Here is an 18,763-nt window from a genome sequence, read left to right as displayed (position 1 = left end):
CGCCTAGTGCTGCATGTCGACGAAGCGGCTGTAGTGACCCTGGAAGGCGACGGTGACGGTCTTGGTCTGGCCGTTACGGTGCTTGGCCACGATCAGGTCGGCCTCGCCGGTGCGGTCGGAGGAGTTGTTGTACATGTCGTCGCGGTGCAACAGGATCACCATGTCGGCGTCCTGCTCCAGCGAGCCGGACTCACGCAGGTCGGACAGCATCGGCTTCTTGTCGGTGCGCTGCTCGGGGCCACGGTTCAGCTGGGAGAGCGCCACCACGGGCACCTCGAGCTCCTTGGCCAGCAGCTTCATCTGCCGGGAGAACTCCGACACCTCGAGCTGACGGGACTCGACCCGCTTGCCGGAGCTCATCAGCTGCATGTAGTCGACGATCACCAGCTTCAGGTCGTTGCGCTGCTTGAGCCGGCGGGCCTTGGCGCGGATCTCCATCATCGTCAGGTTCGGCGAGTCGTCGATGTAGAGCGGAGCCGTGGAGATCTCGGCGGTCTTGCGGGCGATCCGGCGCCAGTTCTCGTCGCTCATGTGACCCTTGCGGATCTCGTTGAGCGCCACCTGGGCCTCGGCCGAGATCAGTCGCATCACGATCTCGGTCTTGGTCATTTCCAGGCTGAAGAAGGCCGAGCACAACCCGTGCCCGATGGACGCCGCCCGAGCGAAATCCAGCCCCAAGGTCGACTTGCCGACACCAGGACGGGCCGCGATGATCACCATCTGCCCGGGATGCAGGCCGTTGGTCAGCTCGTCCAGATCGAGGAAGCCGGTGGGCACCCCGGCCATGGTGCCGTGGGCGTCCAGGGCCTCGATCTCGTCCAGGGTGGACTCCATCAGCTCCGACAGGGGCTGGTAATCCTCGCTGGCCTTGCCTTCGGCGACCTCGTAGATCGCCTGCTGGGCGGCATCGACGATGCCGGCCACGTCGCCCTGGCCGGAGTAGCCCAGCTGGGAGATCTTCAACGACGCTTCTACCAGCCGACGCAGGATCGCCTTCTCTTTGACGATCTCGGCGTAGTAGGACGCATTGGAGGCGATCGACACCTGCGACAACAGCTCGTGCAGGTAGATGTGGCCTCCGACACGACCGAGCTCACCACGTTTGGTCAGCTCGTCGGCGACGGTGATCGCATCAGCAGGCTCGCCTCGCCCATACAGGTTGAGGATGGCCTCATAGATGATCTCGTGCGCCGGCCGGTAGAAGTCGCGCCCCTTGACCACCTCGGCAACGTCTCCGATGGCGTCCTTGCTGAGCAGCATCGCCCCGAGCACACTCTGCTCGGCCAGGACGTCCTGTGGCGGGGTGCGGTCGGATCCGGCCACGTCGTCGGCGCCATAGGGCATCACTTCAGCAAGTGACATAGTTCCTCCAAGGGCGCGTCCGGGGTGGTCGCGGCTCTGCACATCAGCAGGTTATTTGGCGGTGCTGACAGTCTGGCCGCGGGGATCGACCAGCCCAAACTAGCCCTCGGCCGACGACTTCATCAACGGCATTATCCACAGCCCCTGTGGATGAACTGGGGACAACCCAGCGTGTCTAGGCACAGGCCTGTGTACAGGTAGGTGGCAAGCCTGTGGACGCAGCCGCCCCTCGATCGCTAATTCGTTTCTGACTAGGTGCGATAAAGCTCACGGGGTGTGGACGGAAGACAGTTCTCCACCAATTTTCGGCTTTGGCCCCGGACTTGACACCCCTCCCTTCCATGGGTGTATAGGCGCTGGCGCTGAGCGGTTATACACACAACATCCACACCCCTGTGGGTGTCCTCCTATACCCATGGGGGGTATGCTGGCCAGCAGATCAGGAGGTGGAAGTGGAACAGGAGTCACAGTTGTCACACGAGTCCGTCGATCATCAGGTCGATCACCCCGCGGATCATCACGGTGATCATCACGCCTCGGGCCACGGCTATGTCGACGGCCGGGCCGAGTATGTCCGCCGGTTGAAGCGGATCGAGGGCCAGGCCCGCGGGTTGCAGCGGATGGTCGAGACCGACCAGTACTGCATCGACATCCTGACCCAGGTGTCGGCGGTGACCAGGGCTTTGGAGTCCTTCGCCCTGGCCATGCTCGAAGACCACCTGCGCCACTGCGTGGCCCGCGCCACCGTGGCCGGGGGGGACGAGGCCGAAGCCAAGATCACCGAAGCCTCGGCCGCCATCGCCCGGCTCGTTCGCTCCTGACCGAAGGAACCTCCGACATGCGTGAACTTCTCCAGCTCAACACCGACCGCCTGTCCCCGGCCGAGAGCACCCGTCGAGGGCCCGTGCGTGAGCTGACCCTCTCCCCATTGACCTCCGTCGCTGACCGCCAGCCTCCGTCTCAGGCCGAACGTCCCGCCCGGAACCTCACCACCACGAGCAGCAAGGAAGATCTGATGAACGCCACCTACACCGTCTCCGGCATGACCTGCGGCCACTGCGTGCACGCCGTCAAGCAGGAGGTCTCGGCCATCCCCGGCGTGACCGACGTCGCACTGGCCCTGGAGACCGGAAAGCTCGAGATCACCTCGTCCGCCCCGGTCGACTTCGACCGGATCGTCGAAGCCGTGGCCGAAGCCGGCGAGCACTACTCGGTGTCCTGAGCCGATGACTGCCCCGACCAGAGAGGCCGTCGAGCTCGACATCACCGGGATGACCTGCGCGTCCTGCGCGGCCCGGATCGAGCGCAAGCTGAACAAGCTGGACGGGGTGCAGGCGCGGGTGAACTACGCCACCGAGAAGGCCACTGTCCTGATCCCGCCCGAACTCGACCTGACTCACCTGATTCAGGTGGTCGAGCAGACCGGCTACGGCGCTACCCTGCCGCAGCCGGACGAGCCGCCGGTCGACCACGCCGCCCAGCTGCGCGGACGCCTGATCGGCGCCATCGTCCTGGCTGTGCCGGTGATCGCGCTGGCCATGGTCCCGGCCTGGCAGTTCGCCGGCTGGCAGTGGGTCAGTCTGGCGCTGACCCTGCCGCTGTACCTGTGGGCGGCCTGGCCGTTCCACCGCTCGACGCTGGTCAACGCCCGGCACGGGGCCACCACCATGGACACCCTGATCAGCTTGGGCACCACGGCCGCACTGGGCTGGTCGATCTATGCGCTGCTGTTCGGGGGCGCCGGACGGATCGGCTACACCCACGCCTTCGAGCTGCGGCTGGGCACCGCCCACGGCGAGGCCGGGCTGTACTTCGAGGCGGTCGCCGCCATCGTGGCCTTCCTGCTGTTGGGCCGCTGGATCGAGGCCAAGGCCAAGGCCAGCGCCGGCGAGGCCGTCCGCTCGCTGCTGCAGCTGGGCGCCACCGAGGCCATCGTGCTGATCGACGGCGTCGAGACCCGGGTGCCGGTCGGCGCGCTGGGCGTCGGGGACGAGTTCGTGGTGCGCCCCGGCGAGAAGGTCGCCACTGACGGCCACATCGTCTCTGGCGTCTCCGCGGTGGACAACTCCCTGGTCACCGGCGAGTCGGTGCCGGTGGACGTCGGCCCGGGGGACGCCGTGATCGGCGCCACCCTGAACACCACCGGACGCCTGGTCGTCCGGGCCACCCGGGTCGGCCGGGACACTCAGCTGGCCCAGATCGCCCGGCTGGTCACCGAAGCCCAAGCCGGCAAGGCCGCCATCCAGGACCTTGCCGACAAGATCTCGGCGGTGTTCGTCCCGATCGTGATCGGGATCTCCGCGGTCACCCTGGCGGCCTGGCTGCTCTCGGGTGCCATGGTGGCCGACGCGGCCGGGGCTGCGGTGGCCGTGCTGATCATCGCCTGCCCCTGTGCGCTGGGTCTGGCCACGCCGACCGCACTGCTGGTCGGCACCGGCCGCGGCGCGAACCTGGGCATCGTGATCAAGGGCGCCGAGGCGTTGGAGCGAGCCCGCGGCATCGACACCATTGTGCTGGACAAGACCGGGACGGTGACCACCGGTGCGCTCAGCGTGCTGGCCGTCCAGCCGGCTCCCGGGGTCGAGGAGGCCGAGCTGCTCCGCTACGCCGGGGCCGCCGAATCCGGCTCCGAGCACCCGATCGCGCAGGCCATCGCCGGCTATGCGGCCAGCGATCTGGCGGTCACGGCGCTCACCGACTCCCCGGGCCTGGGCATCACCGCGCAGGTGGCCGGCCGGACGCTGCTGGTCGGCCGGCCGTCCTGGCTGGCCGGGCAGGTGAACGTCCCCGAACTCGTCGAGCCGGGCCCCGCCAGTGCGGTCTCGATCGCCTGGGACGGCACCTACGCCGGCACGATCTGGGTCGCTGACCAGGTCAAGCCCACCTCGGCAGCGGCGGTTGCCGCCTTCGCCAAGCTGGGGCTGCGGCCGGTCCTGCTGACCGGGGATCGCCGGGTCGCGGCCGAGGCCATCGCCGCCGAGGTCGGGATCACCGACGTCATCGCCGAGGTGCTGCCCGAGCAGAAGGTGGCCCAGATCACGGCGCTGCAGGCGTCCGGCGCGAGAGTGGCCATGGTCGGGGACGGGGTCAACGACTCCGCTGCGCTGGCTCAGGCCGACCTGGGGATCGCGCTGTCGTCCGGATCGGACGCGGCCATCGAAGCCGCCGATCTGACCTTGATGCGCTCGGACCTGCTGGTGGCCGTCGACGCCGTCCGGCTGTCTCGGGCCACCTTGGGCCGGATCCGGGGCAACCTGTTCTGGGCGTTCGCCTACAACGTGGCCGCGATCCCGCTGGCGGCGTTGGGCTTCCTGAACCCGATGATCGCCGGGGCTGCCATGGCCTTCTCCAGCGTCTTCGTGGTGCTGAACAGCCTGCGGCTACGAGCTTTCCGTCCGCTCAGCTGAGCGTCGCGGGGAGGGGCGCGCGAGGCGGGCGCACCTCCTGGCCGGCGAAGCCGGTGATGTCACCAGCGCCGGTTCAGGCTTCGAGGACCGCGCCCTTCGCCCTGCCGGAGACGGCGATCCAGGCCAGTGCGGCCACCCAGACCACCGCAGCGACGGCGATCGGCAGCGCGGTCACCGTCGAACGTCCATCGATCATCCGGGCGCCCAAAGCGATCATCCCCGCCAGGACGGTCACGCCCGCCAGCCAGGAGAACAGATCGGCACGCGGCAAGCCGATGATGGTCTGCTGTACCAGCACCCAGCCCACCCCGACCAGCAGCAGCACTCCGGCAGCCAGCAGCCAGCGAATCTCCAGCTGCCATTCCACAAGGCCGAGCGCCAGGCAGATCGCCGTGCCGCCGAGCAGCCAGCCGTGGGCCGACCGCGGCGAGGACGCCGCTGCCACCCGCTGGGTGAGCAGGTCGTCGCCGGTCTGCGGCCAGCGGTCGAGAATGCGCCACCAGTTGCCGGCCTCGGCCATCCAAGCTCGTCCCTCAGCAGTGGTGAGCCGACGGACCAGCGTCCAGCAGACGTCGACGCCGATGATCATCACCGGGGCGATCACCATGGCGGGTGAGGCGTTCGCCAGCCAGGCGTACATGCCCAGCGCCCAGCCCAGTCCGCCGAGGAGCGGACCCAGCAGCAGCTCCGTATCGCCACCGCGCGGAGCGAGCACCGCGCCCGGCAGGATCGCGGCGCCGACCAGGGCAATCAGGCTCAGCAGGCCCGGGTTCGGCAGGCCGAGGGCGATCACCGCCAGGTAGACCGCGGTGAGGACGCCCACCTGCGCCGGGAGCCGAGCGGCGGACGAAGTGGTCGAGGCTTCGGTGGCGAAGGTGACCACGCCCATGACGACGACGCCGGCGATCACGGCGAAGGCGGCGTTGGTGAGGAAGAGGTCCCCGCGCTTCCACTCCAGGGCCATGGCCGCAGCGAAGACGACGGCCTGGCCCAGCACCCGCCACAACCGATGCGCGCCCAGACTGGCCAACCCCGCGTCCAGGACGGCCACGATCAGCGCGGTGATCAGCAGGATGGAGATCAGGTTGAGTGCGCCGCCGGCGACCATCAGCACGACGAAGCCGGCCAGGACGCCGAGCAGGGCCGGTAGGCCTCGTCCGAAGCGGGTCAGCACGGCGGGCAGCTGAGCCATGGAGGGCAGCAGGAAGGCGGCTGCCCCGCTGATCATGAGCGCCACGAGGGCGGCGAAGACGGTTGCCATCATGTGCCTCAGCTCACCTTGATCCCGAAGATCTTCTGGTCGTACGAGGCGACCACCAGCATGTTGTTGTACGCCGCCACCGAGGCTTCGACGTTCTTGCCCAGCGACACCGTGGAGTAGTCCTTTCCTGTGGCCGGGTCGAACAGGTGCAGCAGGCCGGCGGAGTCACCGAAGACGCCGTACTCGTGGCCGTCGGTTCCGGTGATCATCACCGGCGAACTCCACGAATAGTGCGCCAAGCTTCGCGACCACACGACCTGGCCGGTCTCACGATCCAGGGCGATCAGGGTGCCTTCGGACGGCGCGGTCGTCTTGGCCACGTTGAAGATCACCAGGTCGGAGTCCTCGCCCTTGCCGAGCAGCGGGGTCGACAGCAGGCCGCCCTTGACCGGGAAGTAGTAGTAGCTCGGCAGGTTGTACTGCCAGACCACCTCGCCGGTCAGCCCGTTCACCTTGCGCAGGTTGGTCACCTGGTCCTTGCGTTCCGACCCGCGCCAGCCCACGGAGTTGCCGGTGTAGAGGAAGGGGGTTCCGGACGAGGCGTCCAACACCGGCGTGGAGTCGGTGTTGTCCACCAGGTAGTGGGTCCACACGATGTCCATGGTGTTGGCGTCCCAGCAGACCAGGTTGCCGTCGTTGTCGGTGGCCCACATCAGGTTGCGCCAAGCCACGGCCGAGCTCTCGATGCCGCGCTGGTTGCTCTGCGAGGTGTCGTAGACCATCTTCACGACCTGCGGGTTCACCGAGACCTTCTTCGCCTTCGGGTCGAAGGACGTGTTCAGCTTGGCCTTGTAGATCACGCCGTTCTCGCCGGGCTCGATCAGGGTGTCGGCGGCCTTGTTGACCAGCGCCGAGGAGTCGAACGCTCCCCAGCCGGTCGGGTCCTGCCGCAGCGAGACCTCATCGGTGCCGCTGATCTGGGAGACCTGCTTGTTCTTGATCAGATCGAAGATGCGGTACTCCCACGGGCCCTTCTGATCGCCCTTCTCATTCAAGCCCTGGCCGGTGTAGAGCAGCGGATAGCCGCGCGGGTCGATCGACCCGGTGCCCTTGAAGCCCCAGCCCGAGTCGATCGCGGGTTTGGTGGCCGCACCCGTGGCCAGATCGAGGCGATAGATGTGGCCGTCGAAGACCGGATAGACGACTTCAACGAAGTTCGGGTCGTTCACATAGGACGGGGTGAGGCTCATGGCCTGCTTGGTGGCCTTCGGCCAGTTCACCAGCAGCGGCTGGCCCGTCCATCCTGCGCCGGGGAAGTAGCTGCCGTCGGCGCTGACCGCGCCGATGTCGTGGGTCCACACGATCTGCAGCTTCTTCTCGGTGATGTCGGCGGTGCCATAGGTGGGGGCGGTGCGGGAGTTGTTGCCCCGCCAGACCAGCACGCCGGGCACATCGGTGTAGGTGTCGCCCGAGCCCCACACCACCTTCTGTTGGCCGTCGGTCGAGGGCAGTGGCTGGCTGGCCGCATCGAAGACCTGCCAGCTGACCGAGCCCTTGCTGCCGAGCAGCGGCTTGGTGTACCAGCCGTTCGACTCCCTTGTCGGGGCCACGAAGCCGGGCAGAGTGCTCGGCGTCACCGGCTCCGGGTCGGTCACGGTGGCCTCGGCGTAGCGCGTCCCCGCGTGTGGTCGGGAACCCATCGCCACCGGGTCGGCGGCGCAGGCGGCCAAGCCGACCAGGCAGGCCATCGCTGTGGTGGTTACGAGCAGACGCGATCCGATTCGCACCCGGCATCTCCTTCGGACTGCGGCAGTACACCGCGAGCCTACCTTCGCGGGCAACGCCGCCGGCCGGCCGAAGAAGCCGACGCCGCCGGACGATGGAGCCTCCTCCGGCAACCCCGTTCGGTGCGCTGAAAGCTCAGCCGGCCGCCTCGGTCGGGGCCAACAGACTGGTGTAGGTGTCCGGGCGACGGGTCTGGGTGAACGGGAACAGCTCGCGCCAATCCCGGCACTGGTCCAGATCCAGCGAGGCCACCAGGACCATGTCGGCCGAGCGCGGCGCCTGGGCCAGCACCCGTCCGTAGGGGTCGGCGATGAAGGACGAGCCGTAGAAGGCGATCTTGCCCTCGGTGCCCCACCGGTTCGGCACCACCATGAAGGTGCCCGCGGTGACCGCATTGGCCGCGATCACCTGGCGCCACAGCGGCTCGGTGTCGAAGGCCGGGTGATCGGGCTCGGAGCCGATTGCGCTGGGGTAGGCCAGCACCTCGGCCCCGGCCAGCGAGTAGGTCCGGGACACCTCGGGGAACCACTCGTCCCAGCAGGTCGGCAACCCGATCCGCGCCGCCGAGGGCAGCGCCAGCGTGGTCACCGGGTACGGATCCTCGGCCGGCCCGGGACGGAAGTAGTGATCCTCGTGATAGCCGGTCGTCACCGGAATGTGCAGCTTGCGGGTACGGGCCAGCAGGGTGCCGTCCGGCGCCACCAGGATGGCGGTGTTGTAGCCGCGTCCGTCCGGGCCGTCGGCGCGCTCGTAGAGCGAGGCGTGCACCAGCACCTGGTGGCGTCCGGCCTGCTCGGCGGCGAAGCGGTAGGTCGGACCGTCGGTCAGGTCCTCGGCCAGGTCGGCGGCTCGTCCGGTGGGCAGGGTGTCGGCCGGGTAGCGCTGCAGCGTCAGTTCGGGCAGGAAGACGACCTCTGCTCCTTCGGCGGCGGCCGAGGAGATTCCGTCGGCGAACACGGCCCGGTGGGTGGCCGGGTCGGGATGCCAGTGGGTCTGGACCAGGCCCACTCTCAGCGGCGGACGAGTGGACGGCCGGACGCGGGCGGGCGAGTCCAGGGGGGTGGCCACCACGGTTCTCATCGACGGACTCCTTCTGCGGAGCGGGGTTGTTGCTGGGTGATGCAGTGGACGCCGCCGCCGCGGGCGAACAGCGGACGCGCGTCGACGCTGAGAACCTCACGGCCCGGATAGGCGGCGCCCAGGATCTCGGCGGCCGGCTCGTCGGACGGGTCGGCGAAGCTGCCGAACAGGACCGCCCCGTTGAGCACGTAGTGATTGATGTAGCTGTAGTCGACCCAACCCTCGGCATCGCGCAGCGTGGCCGGGGCGGGCAAGTCGACAAGCTCGAGCGCGCGCCCGGCGGCATCGGTCTGGCCGGCCAGGACGTCCCGCAACTGGGCACTGACCAGGTGATCGGGGTGCTCGGGGTCGGTTTGGTCGTGCACCAGTAGGCGTCCGGGGGCGGCGAAGGTGGCCAGCAGGTCGACGTGGCCGCGGGTGCCGTAGGTCTGCGAGTCCCGGGTCAGTCCGCGGGGTAGCCAGATCACTTTCTTGGCGCCGACAGCCCGGGCCAGCTCGGCCTCCACGTCGGCCTTCACCCAGCCCGGGTTGCGTCCCGGGTCGAGTTGGACGGTCTCGGTGACCAGGAAGGTGCCCTGCCCGTCGGTGTGGATCCCGCCGCCTTCGTTGGTCAGCGCCGAGCGGATCGCGGTCGCGCCGGCCGCGGCGATGGCCACATCGGCGGCCCCGGCGTCCAGCTCCCAGCGGGCCCAGCTCTGCGCGCCCCAGCCGTTGAACAGCCAGTCGACCGCGCCCAGGCGTCCGCCCGGGCCGAGGACGAAGGTCGGCCCGATGTCGCGGTACCAGGCGTCATCCAGCGGCCGGAAGTACAGCTCGACCGACGAGCTCAGCAGTCGGGTGGCCTCGGCGGTGGCGGTCGGCGGGACGATCATCGAGACCGGCTCGAACTCGACGATGGCGTTGGCCACCGCGGCCCAGGCGCGCCGGGCGGTCTCGGCCTCGCCCCAGCTGTCGCCCAGCGTGTAGCCACCGGACGGCCAGGCCATCCAGGTGCGTTCGTGCGGCTCGGTTTCGGCAGGCATCCGCCAGCCCGGATGGTCCGCGGGCGCGTCCGCACCGGCGTTGGTGAGCACCCGTCCACCTCCTGTCGCAGCGATCGTGCAGCCACGATAGGCCGCGCTCAGCGGCAATGGCGGGTGCGGTGAACGTTCGTCACCGAGCTTTCACCTGGCCGAAATACCGGCTCAGTCGGGCCGATCGAAGCGGGCCGTGATCGTCCGTCCAGGGAACACGCGTCGCCCGTAGTCAGGGCTCAGGTGCTCGGTGGTGGGCACCGTCCGTCCGGCGGCCAGGTCCTCGTAGATGCCGACCAGCTCGGCGCACTGCCCGGCCAGCGTCCACTTGGCGGCCAGCTCGCGGGAGCGGGCGGAGGCGTGGGCGGCGTAGCCGGGGTCCTTCAGCGCGTCCAGCAGGCTGACCATGGCGCCGGCAAGCGAGACCGGGTTCGCCCTGGCCAGGACGGTGTTGGTGCCCGGCTCGGTGACCAGATCCAGCTCGTGATCGACCATCACGAAGGGCAGCCCGGCGTGGGCGGCCTCGTGCAGGGAGATGCCCTGGGTGTCGGTCAGCGACGGGAACACGAAGGCGTCCGCAGAGGCGTAGTAGGCACCCAGCTTGGCCTTGGGCACCTGGCCGACCAGCCGGACTCGGCCGAACCGGGAGGCCCGGACCAGCCGGCGGCGCAGCGCGGTGGGCGCCGACCTCCAGTCCCCGACGATCATCAGCTCGACGTGCGGGATCTGATCGCGGACCAGCGCGAACGCGTCCAGCAGCAGGTCGATCCCCTTCTCCTGCGAGATCCGTCCGACGTAGAGCAGCCGCGGGCCCCGTCCCTTGCTGATCGGCGGCAGCTCCGGCAGCGGATCGACGCCGCTGGGGATCACCCGCACCGCGGCCGCCGGGGCCACCTCGAGCACCCGCTCGGCGGTCTTGGCGGACGGGGTGGTGACCAGGTCGGCGTCGGTGAGCATCTTGGCGGCCAGCTCGAGCAGCTCCACCTGGGCGCCGCCGCGGCGGGGACGCTTCAGCTTCAGCTTCTTGATCTGCTCCCAGGTCGATTCGGCCATGTGCAGCTCGTAGACCTTGTAGGCCGCGTTCAGGAAGGGCAGCACATGCCAGTAGTGCTCGGCATAGGCCTCCAGGTCGGTCTGCCAGGTCAGTACCAGCGGACGTCCGGTGCGCTCGGCCACCCACAGGCCCAACAACCCGATCGGGCCCAGGCCGTGGACGTGGATCACGTCCGGCGGGTTGGCCACCATCTGGGCCAGTCGGTAGTCGAAGTCCTGGCCCATCGACAGCCGGATCTGGGTGCCCGGGATCGGGACGCTGGGCAGTCGGATCTCGCGGCGTCCGGCGCGGCCGGCGTAGGGGTTGGGCCCGTCGCCGACCGGGGCGACCAGCAGCAGCTTGTGGCCGGCGGCCAGCACCTGGCCCTCCAGTGACTGCACCGCGTGCAGCAGGCCCGAATCAGCCGGCCCGTAGTTGTCGGTGAACTCGGCGATGGTCAGCGGGCGATGGCCCGCCGCGGCAGGCCCCGATGAGGCCGGGGTCGGCGCTGATCCCTTGCGATGTGGCACGCTCCCGACTGTAGCGGCCCGCCCCGGCTCCACGCCTGCCCCACGGGAAAGGGGGCAGTCCTCTTTTCGGTGGAGCAGTTGGCGGCGAGACCCCCAGTCAACCCGAGGTAACCGGGCTTGGCTTGCGGAAACGTCACAGTCTGGGCACGCCTGAGATTCGCGAAAGTAGGGGGTTGTCAGCCGGGGGGTGGGGGTGTAGCTTCGCCGTGTACAACGATGTACTTCTGGAGTACAACGTTGTACACACCAGCTATCGACCACTGATGGAGGTCTGAAATGACAGCACAACGCCGAACTCGCCGGTGGCGGGTCGCGGCTATCGGGTTGGCTGCGGGATTGGTTCTCCCGCTGGCGGCCTGCGCCGGTCCGGCGCAGCAGCCGCAGGCGTCCGGCCCGACCCACATCACCTTCTGGAACTGGTACCAGGGATCCGATGGCCCCACCGTTGAGGCCTTGGTGAAGAAGTTCAACGAGTCCCAGTCCAAGGTCGTCGTCGACATGACGATCATGCCGAAGGACACCATGATCCAGAAGCTGCTCCCGGCCTACGCCTCCGGCGACGGCCCCACCCTGATCGCCGTCGGCCACGAGATGACCACGCAGTACATCACCAAGAAGGTCGTCCAGCCGATCGATGACTTCTACGGGGAGGGCAAGCTCGACAAGTCCGTCCTGCCCAAGGCCACGATCGACGCGACCACCTACGACGGCAAGCTCTACGGTGCGCCGATGAGCGCGGCTCCGCTGATGCTCTATTACAACAAGACGCTCTTCGCGAAGGCTGGGGTGAACCCGCCGACCACGCTCACCGAGATGGCCGAGGCCGCCAAGAAGATCACCGTCTACAAGGAGGGTGAGAACACCACCAACATCTACGGGCTCGCCCAGGGCATGTTCTCCGGAATCCACTCCTGGACCGCGTACTTCCGCAATGACGGCGGCGGCTACGTGAGCGAGGATCGCAAGAAGTCGATCTTGGACTCGCCGGAGAACATCAAGGTCCTGAACTACTGGACCGACCTGTTCCGGAACAGCCACATCTCGCCGATCGGCATCTCGGTGCCGGACGCCCAGGCGCTGTTCGCGGCCGGACGGGCCGGCATGGTCATCGACGGACCGTGGGGCGCGGGCAACTACAAGAAGAGCGGTGTCGACTTCGGTGTCGTCGCCTTCCCCAAGGGTTCGGTCACCCAGACGACGATGATCGTCGGGACCCCGATCCTGGTTGCCTCGGGCATCTCCGACGCTCAGCGTCAGGCCTCCCTGGAGTTCCTGAAGTTCTGGAACAGCACGGAGTCCCAGACCACCTGGGCCGTGAAGTCCGGTTACCCTCCCACCCGCAGTGACATCCCGATGGCCGATCTGTCGGCCAACCCGGTTCCGGAGATGTTCACCAAGGCGGTCGGTGCCGAGTCCCACATGCGCGGTGTCGTGAACTTCCAGACGATCCTCGACGACGTCGTCAATCCGGCCATTCAGAAGGTGATGAACGGCCAGGGGACCGCGGAGGAAGTGCTGCCCGAGGCATCCAAGCAGCTCCAGGCACTTCTGGGCTGACCGCAGTAGCCACTGATTCCTCTCTGAAGCAAGGAAGCGCCATGAGAATCCTGCCGGCGGCAGAACGCCGTCCGTCAACCGGACTCTCAGGCACGAAGGCCTGGCGAGTCACCTCGAAGACTCGCCAGGCCTTCACCGCCTGGATGTTCATCGCCCCTGCCGGGGTCATCATCGCCATCTTCGTCTTCTGGACGTTGTTCGAGTCGCTGAAGACGTCGTTCACCGACGACTCGGGCTTCGGCTCGGCGAACTGGGTGGGGCTGGCCAACTACGCCCAGCTGCTCTCCGATCCCCGGTTCCTCAACGCCTTGGCCAACACCTTGGTGTACGCGGCTGTGGTGGTGCCGGTCTCGATCGTCATCGCGCTGGGCCTGGCCGTCCTGCTGAACCGGCCGAACCTGCCCTTCCGTGGGTTCTTCCGGGTGGCGGTCTTCCTGCCTTTCGTCACCTCGCTGGGCATCTCCTCGATGGCCTGGTGGGCAATGCTCAACCCGCACGCCGGGATCATCCCGGCCTGGTTCGAGATCTTCGGCCTCAGCCTGGGCAACGGCATTCAGGATCCCAGTCTGGCCATGCTGTTCGTGATGATCGTCGGCGTCTGGCGTGATGTCGGCTTCTTCATGGTGATGTACCTGGGCGGCCTGCAGTCGATCCCCAAGGAGCTGCGCGAAAGCGCCCAGATCGACGGCGCCGGACCCTGGAAGTCGTTTTGGAGTATCACCTGGCCGCTGCTGGCCAACACCACCATGTTCGTCGGGATCATGGCCCTGGTCTTCGCCTTCCAGGCCTTCGACCAGATCTACATCATGACCGGCGGCGGTCCCTTCTTCCGCACCGAGACCTTGGTGCTCTACATCTTCAGCACGGCCGTCGAGCGCTACCAGCTCGGCTACGCCTCAGCCATCTCCTGGGTGCTGGTGCTGCTGGTCTTCGTGGTGAGCCTGTTCCAGGTCGGCTACTTCTCCAAGAGGACGGTGCAGTACTGATGACCGCAATCACAGTTCCCGCCGTTGACTACGCCACTCAGGCCACCCGCAAGGCGCGCCGGCAGCGCCTGGTGACCACCGTCGTGGTGATCGTGATGTTCGCCATCTCGGCCTTCTTCCTGCTGCCGTTCGCGTGGATGCTGACCGCGTCGGTGCGCACCGAGGGCTCGCTGCTGGCCGACCCGGCCACCCTGTGGCCGACCGTGTTCACCTTGGACAACTACTCCGAGATCTGGCGCCGGATCCCGTTCGGACGCCAGCTGGGCAACACCGTTGTCTTCGCCGGAGTGGTCACCGTGGTCTCGGTCACCTTGAACTCGATGGCCGGTTACGCCCTGGCCCGGTTCGACTTCCGGGGCAAGAACGTGGCCTTCCTGGTGCTGATCCTCACCTTGATGGTGCCGATCGAGGTCACCTTCGTCCCGCTGTACAACATCATCAGCAACTTCGGCTGGATCGACACCTACCAGGGCCTGATCGTCCCCCGGATGGCCAGCGCCTTCGGCATCTTCTTGATGCGGCAGTTCTTCATCGCACTGCCCAAGGATCTGGAGGACGCGGCCCGGATCGACGGTGCGTCCGAGATCCGGATCTTCCTGCGGATCATGTGGCCGCTGGCCAAGCCGGCCGTGCTCACGCTGGGCATGTTCAGCCTGCTGCGCAACTGGAACGACCTGCTCTGGCCGCTGATGGTGATCACCCGACAGGACATGCTCACCCTTCCGCCCGGCCTGGCCATGTTCAAGGGCGACAACCTCACCGAGTTCGGCCTGCTGATGGCCGGCTCCGTGGTGGCCCTGATCCCGATGGTGGTCGCCTTCCTGTTCGTGCAGCGCAGCTTCATCGAAGGCGTTGCGACCACCGGAATGAAGTAGATCGTGCGCCTGCCGCTACGCACGCAAGAGCAAGGAGAACCAAGCGATGGCTGAGTACGTCACCATCAACACCACGGCCGGCGCCATTCGTGGCCTGGACACCTGCGGCGTGGCCCGCTACCTGGCGGTGCCCTACGGCGAGTCGACGGCCGGGGCCGGACGGTTCCGGCTGCCCCAGCCCAAGCGGCCCTGGACCGGCGTCCGGGACGTCCTGGAGTTCGGCCCGATCGCACCGCAGGCCGACTTCCGGATCGGCGGCAGTGAGCGTGGCGACCGGATGATCGCCAGCCTCAACCCGCGTGGCGGGGGCCCGATCGAAGCCGGGCCGATCAGCGAGGACTGCCTCAGCCTGAACGTGTGGACGCCGTCGCCGAAGCTGAACTCCGAGCCGGTTCCGGTGATGGTGTGGCTACACGGTGGCGCCTATATGACCGGGTCGGGCAGCGAGACCGCGTTCCACGCCGACCTGCTGGTCGAGCGGGAGAACGTGATCCTGGTCGCGGTCACCCACCGGCTCGGCCTGCTCGGCTTCTGCCCCTGGGAGGACTTCGACGCCGAGGGCTTCACCGGGGCCGGGGTGGCCGGCATGGTCGACATCGTGTTGGCCCTGGAATGGGTGCGGGACAACATCGCCGCTTTCGGTGGTGATCCGGACAATGTCACCGTCTTCGGCCAGTCCGGCGGCGGCGCCAAGACCGCGAACCTGCTGGCCATGCCGCGAGCCCGCGGCCTGTTCCACAAGATCATCATGCAGTCGCCGTCCTCGCCGGCGCTGCCGCTGAAGGAGGACCACTCCCGGCTGGCCGAGCTGATGGCCGCCGAACTGGGCATCAACTCCGGCAACTTGGGCCGGCTGGCCGAGATCCCCCTGGCCGAGCTGCTGCGGGTGCAGCGGATCGTCGAGGCGAAGGTGGATCCCGGACGCGTCCTGTTCAGCCGCGGACGTCCGCAGCTGCGGATCGGGCCGTACCGCGACGGCGTCCACATCGTCGAGGACTTCTACTCACCCGAGATCCAGCCGTGGGCCGCGCAGATCCCGGCCATCGTCGGCTCGGCCGCCCACGAGTACTCGATGAAGCTGTGCAGCCGCGACGACTACCCGGACGCCACCGATGAGCTGGTCATTGAGCAGCTCACCGCCGAGTTCGGGGACGCCACCGCAGAACTGGTCGCCGACTACGCCAATCGCCACTCCGAGCCGCCCCGGCTGCGCTGGGCCCGGCTGTGCGCCGACATCAGCTTCCGGGGGGTGGCCTTCCGGACCGCCGACCAGCTGGCCGGCTGCGGAGCACCGGTCTACGGCTACGTGTTCAACCAGCCCACCGGGATCCTGGGCGGCATGCTCGGCTCCTGCCACAGCCTGGATCTGGCCTACACCTTCGGCACCGTCGATCGGATCCCGATGACCGGCCGCGGTGGCGGACGGCACCGCGTCTCCGAGCACGTGATGGACGCCTGGGCTCGGTTCGCCCGGACCGGCGACCCCAACGGCGGCGAGCTGCCGCACTGGCCCACCTGGCAGCCGGACGCGGCCGAACTGCTGCTCATGCAGCCGCACCCGGCCGTGGTCTCGGCCGCCGAGTACGCCCCGGTGGCCACTGAGGCCGGCTCGAGCGCGATCGTCCGCTGAGCCCAACATGCGCACCTACGTCGAACCAAGAGAACGAGAGAAGGACCAGAGAATGACTTTCCGACCCCATCACCTGCTCGTGGATGGCCGCGAAGAAGCAGGCGGCGGCGAGCTGCTGAGGTTGGTGAACCCGGCCACCGGCAAGGTCTTTGCGACCTGCCATTGCGCCGATGCCCGGGACATCGATCGCGCCGTGAGCTCGGGTCGGGAAGTCTTCCAGCGTGGCGAGTGGAGTCAGATGACGATCCACCGCCGGGCCCGGGTGCTGAACCGTTTCGCCGACCTGATCGAGTCCGAGATGGGCACCCTGTACCAGATGGAGACCCAGGGCAACGGCCGGCCTTTCACCGAGACCCGGGCCCAGGTCACCCGGCTGCCCGAGTGGTACCGGTACAACGCCGCCCTGCTGCTGGCCAGCCGGGACGCCGTGGTGCCGATGGCCGGTCCGTACCACTCCTACACTTCGCGGTTTCCGCTCGGCGTGGTCGGCATCCTTTCCTCGTTCAACCATCCGCTGATGATCGCCTCCAAGAGCCTGGCTCCGGCTCTGGCTACCGGAAACAGTGTGGTGCTCAAGCCGTCCGAGCAGACTCCGCTGACCGCATTGGTGATGGGCCGGCTGGCCTTGGAGGCGGGCATCCCGCCGGGCGTCCTCAACGTCGTCCCCGGGCTCGGGCCGGAGGCCGGCGCGGCTCTGGTCGAGCACCCGGACGTGGCCAAGGTGGTCTTCACCGGTGGCACCGAGCCGGGACGATCGGTCGCCGTGGGGGCGGCCAAGCGCTTCGCCAAGGCCACCGTCGAACTCGGCGGCAAGACCCCGGTGATCGTCTTCGACGACATCGACCCGGCCGTCTCGGCCCGTGGAGCGGCCTTCGGTGGCTTCATCGGGGCTGGTCAGACCTGCATCGCCGGCACCCGGATCCTGGTCAAGGAGAACATCTATGACCAGTTCGTGAAGGCGCTGGTGGCGCAGGCGGAGAGGATTCGAGTCGGCGACCCGACAAGTGCCGCCACCCAGCTCGGGCCGGTGATTTCGGCCGCGGCCCGGCAGCGGATTCTCGAGTTCGTCGATTCCGGGGTCGCCGAAGGCGCCCGGCTGGCGACCGGAGGGGTCCCGGTGAAGGTGCCGGGCCTCTCCGGCTTCTTCGTGGCACCGACCGTCCTCGCCGACGTCACCAACCAGATGCGGGTGGCGCGCGAGGAAATCTTCGGGCCGGTGGTGGTCGTGATTCCGTTCACCGATGAGGCGGACGCCATCCGGCAGGCCAATGACTCCCGCTACGGCCTGGGCTCCTCGGTCTGGACCCGAGACGTTGCTCGCGCGCATCGGGTGGCCGGCCAGCTGGAACACGGCATCGTCTGGGTGAACGATCACCACCGGCTCGATCCGTCCTCGCCGTGGGGCGGGGTCCGGGAGAGCGGGTACGGACGCGAGGGCGGCTGGGAGTCGTTCAACGACTTCTCCCATGTCCGCGCCGTGACCGTCCGGACCGCCGAAACCGACATCGACTGGTACGGCGGCGTGGCCGTCGACCGACTCAACTGAAGGACGGCCCCGATGGCGATCCTGACTTCGGTGGACGGCCTGGTGATCGACGCCAGGGGGCCGGTGCTGTCGGCCACCCTGGCCGCCCCGAACGGCAACCAGGTCAGCCCGGTGATGGCCGATGCGCTGATTGAGGTGCTCACCGCGCCGCCGACCGATGCGCACGTCCTGGTGTTGCGGGCGGTGGGGGAGGCGTTCTGCCTGGGCCGGGATCGGGCCGCCACCGGGCCGGGGGCGCTGTCGGTGGAGGTGGATCGGCTGGTCCGGCTGAACCAAGCCCTGGCCACCACCTCGTTGGTGACCATCGCCGAAGTGCACGGGGACGCCGCCGGCTTCGGGGCCGGCCTGGCCGCGCTGGCCGATGTCAGCGTGGCCACCGAGTCGGCCCGGTTCTGGTTCCCCGAGATCGGGATCGGCCTGGCGCCCACCCTGGTGTTGGCCTGGCTGGAGCGGATGGTCGGACGCCGGGAGGCGTTCTGGCTGACCGCAACCGGCGAGCGGATCCCGGCCGTCCGGGCCCAGCAGCTGGGCCTGCTCAACGAGGTTGTCACCGACCAAAAGGCCTTGTCCGATGCGGTTGAGCGACGCGTGGCCGAGCTGGTGGCTCACCCGCGGCGAGTGCACGCCGAGATCAAGTCGATGCTGCGGGCAGCGTCCGCGCTGAGCCCGGAACAGGCCGGTCAGCTGGCCGCCAGCCGGCTGGTGGTGGGTAGCCTGCGGCTGGGCGAGTGAGCCTTCGGCCCGATGGCGCGAGTGGG

General features: G+C 68.3%; 15 protein-coding genes. 9 read left to right on the top strand and 6 right to left on the bottom strand.

Translation table 11 applies throughout. The features are described from left to right. Positions 1-3: 3 nt before the first annotated feature. Positions 4-1,344 (bottom strand): replicative DNA helicase, encoded by a 1,341-nt coding sequence (dnaB, locus tag ATK74_RS12755; protein ID WP_169923899.1) that lies wholly within the window; start codon positions 1,342-1,344, stop codon positions 4-6. Positions 1,345-1,832: 488 nt separating this feature from the next. Here dnaB and ATK74_RS12750 point away from each other — a divergent pair, with 488 nt between their 5' ends. The 3 genes from ATK74_RS12750 to ATK74_RS12740 are packed head-to-tail and all read left to right on the top strand — an operon-like array spanning position 1,833 to position 4,769. Beyond that, complete coding sequence (locus tag ATK74_RS12750) at positions 1,833-2,183, top strand: metal-sensitive transcriptional regulator (protein ID WP_098462260.1); 351 nt, start codon at positions 1,833-1,835, stop codon at positions 2,181-2,183. Positions 2,184-2,200: 17 nt separating this feature from the next. Beyond that, positions 2,201-2,584, top strand: a complete 384-nt coding sequence (locus ATK74_RS15655; RefSeq protein WP_245840923.1) for a heavy-metal-associated domain-containing protein — start codon at positions 2,201-2,203, stop codon at positions 2,582-2,584. Positions 2,585-2,588: 4 nt separating this feature from the next. After that, on the top strand, positions 2,589-4,769 hold the full coding sequence (locus ATK74_RS12740; RefSeq protein ID WP_098461393.1) for a heavy metal translocating P-type ATPase: 2,181 nt from the start codon (positions 2,589-2,591) through the stop codon (positions 4,767-4,769). Between the two features lie 73 nt (positions 4,770-4,842). Here the strand turns inward: ATK74_RS12740 and ATK74_RS12735 are convergent, their stop codons facing one another. From ATK74_RS12735 to ATK74_RS12715, 5 genes are all read right to left on the bottom strand, one after another. Further along, entirely contained in the window at positions 4,843-6,033 is a 1,191-nt protein-coding gene (locus ATK74_RS12735; protein WP_098461392.1) for a hypothetical protein, read from the bottom strand. Between the two features lie 5 nt (positions 6,034-6,038). Then, a complete protein-coding gene (locus tag ATK74_RS12730) occupies positions 6,039-7,757 on the bottom strand; it encodes an outer membrane protein assembly factor BamB family protein (RefSeq protein ID WP_143483674.1) in 1,719 nt (572 codons plus the stop codon). 133 nt (positions 7,758-7,890) lie between these two features. Further along, positions 7,891-8,835 carry a nitrilase-related carbon-nitrogen hydrolase gene (locus tag ATK74_RS12725; RefSeq protein ID WP_098461390.1) on the bottom strand — a complete coding sequence of 315 codons (945 nt, stop codon included), beginning with the start codon at positions 8,833-8,835 and terminating at the stop codon, positions 7,891-7,893. Beyond that, positions 8,832-9,908, bottom strand: coding sequence for an agmatine deiminase family protein (locus ATK74_RS12720; RefSeq protein WP_245840921.1), 1,077 nt, complete (start codon positions 9,906-9,908; stop codon positions 8,832-8,834). Before ATK74_RS12720 ends, ATK74_RS12725 begins: the two co-directional genes overlap by 4 nt. Before the next feature lie 111 nt (positions 9,909-10,019). Continuing rightward, positions 10,020-11,411 (bottom strand): glycosyltransferase, encoded by a 1,392-nt coding sequence (locus tag ATK74_RS12715; protein WP_169923850.1) that lies wholly within the window; start codon positions 11,409-11,411, stop codon positions 10,020-10,022. Positions 11,412-11,687: 276 nt separating this feature from the next. Here ATK74_RS12715 and ATK74_RS12710 point away from each other — a divergent pair, with 276 nt between their 5' ends. From ATK74_RS12710 to ATK74_RS12685, 6 genes are read left to right on the top strand one after another with little or no spacing between them, the layout of a single operon-like run. Next, positions 11,688-12,968 (top strand): ABC transporter substrate-binding protein, encoded by a 1,281-nt coding sequence (locus ATK74_RS12710; RefSeq protein WP_098461388.1) that lies wholly within the window; start codon positions 11,688-11,690, stop codon positions 12,966-12,968. A 41-nt stretch (positions 12,969-13,009) separates the two neighbouring features. Further along, the gene (locus ATK74_RS12705; protein WP_098461387.1) at positions 13,010-13,954 is read left to right on the top strand and encodes a carbohydrate ABC transporter permease; all 945 of its coding nucleotides are present in this window, start codon (positions 13,010-13,012) and stop codon (positions 13,952-13,954) included. Next, complete coding sequence (locus tag ATK74_RS12700) at positions 13,954-14,829, top strand: carbohydrate ABC transporter permease (RefSeq protein WP_098461386.1); 876 nt, start codon at positions 13,954-13,956, stop codon at positions 14,827-14,829. The genes ATK74_RS12705 and ATK74_RS12700 overlap by 1 nt, the downstream gene beginning before the upstream one ends. A 46-nt stretch (positions 14,830-14,875) precedes the next feature. Further along, the gene (locus ATK74_RS12695) at positions 14,876-16,459 is read left to right on the top strand and encodes a carboxylesterase/lipase family protein (RefSeq protein WP_098461385.1); all 1,584 of its coding nucleotides are present in this window, start codon (positions 14,876-14,878) and stop codon (positions 16,457-16,459) included. 52 nt (positions 16,460-16,511) lie between these two features. Next, positions 16,512-18,005: an aldehyde dehydrogenase gene (locus tag ATK74_RS12690; RefSeq protein WP_098461384.1), complete on the top strand. Its 1,494-nt coding sequence runs from the start codon at positions 16,512-16,514 to the stop codon at positions 18,003-18,005. Between the two features lie 12 nt (positions 18,006-18,017). Next, positions 18,018-18,737, top strand: a complete 720-nt coding sequence (locus ATK74_RS12685) for an enoyl-CoA hydratase/isomerase family protein (protein WP_098461383.1) — start codon at positions 18,018-18,020, stop codon at positions 18,735-18,737. Positions 18,738-18,763 lie beyond the last annotated feature (26 nt).

Source organism: Propionicimonas paludicola (genome assembly GCF_002563675.1).
Lineage (GTDB): Bacteria > Actinomycetota > Actinomycetes > Propionibacteriales > Propionibacteriaceae > Propionicimonas > Propionicimonas paludicola.
Note: the sequence above shows the minus strand (reverse complement) of the source record. Positions and strands in the feature narration are given on the sequence as shown.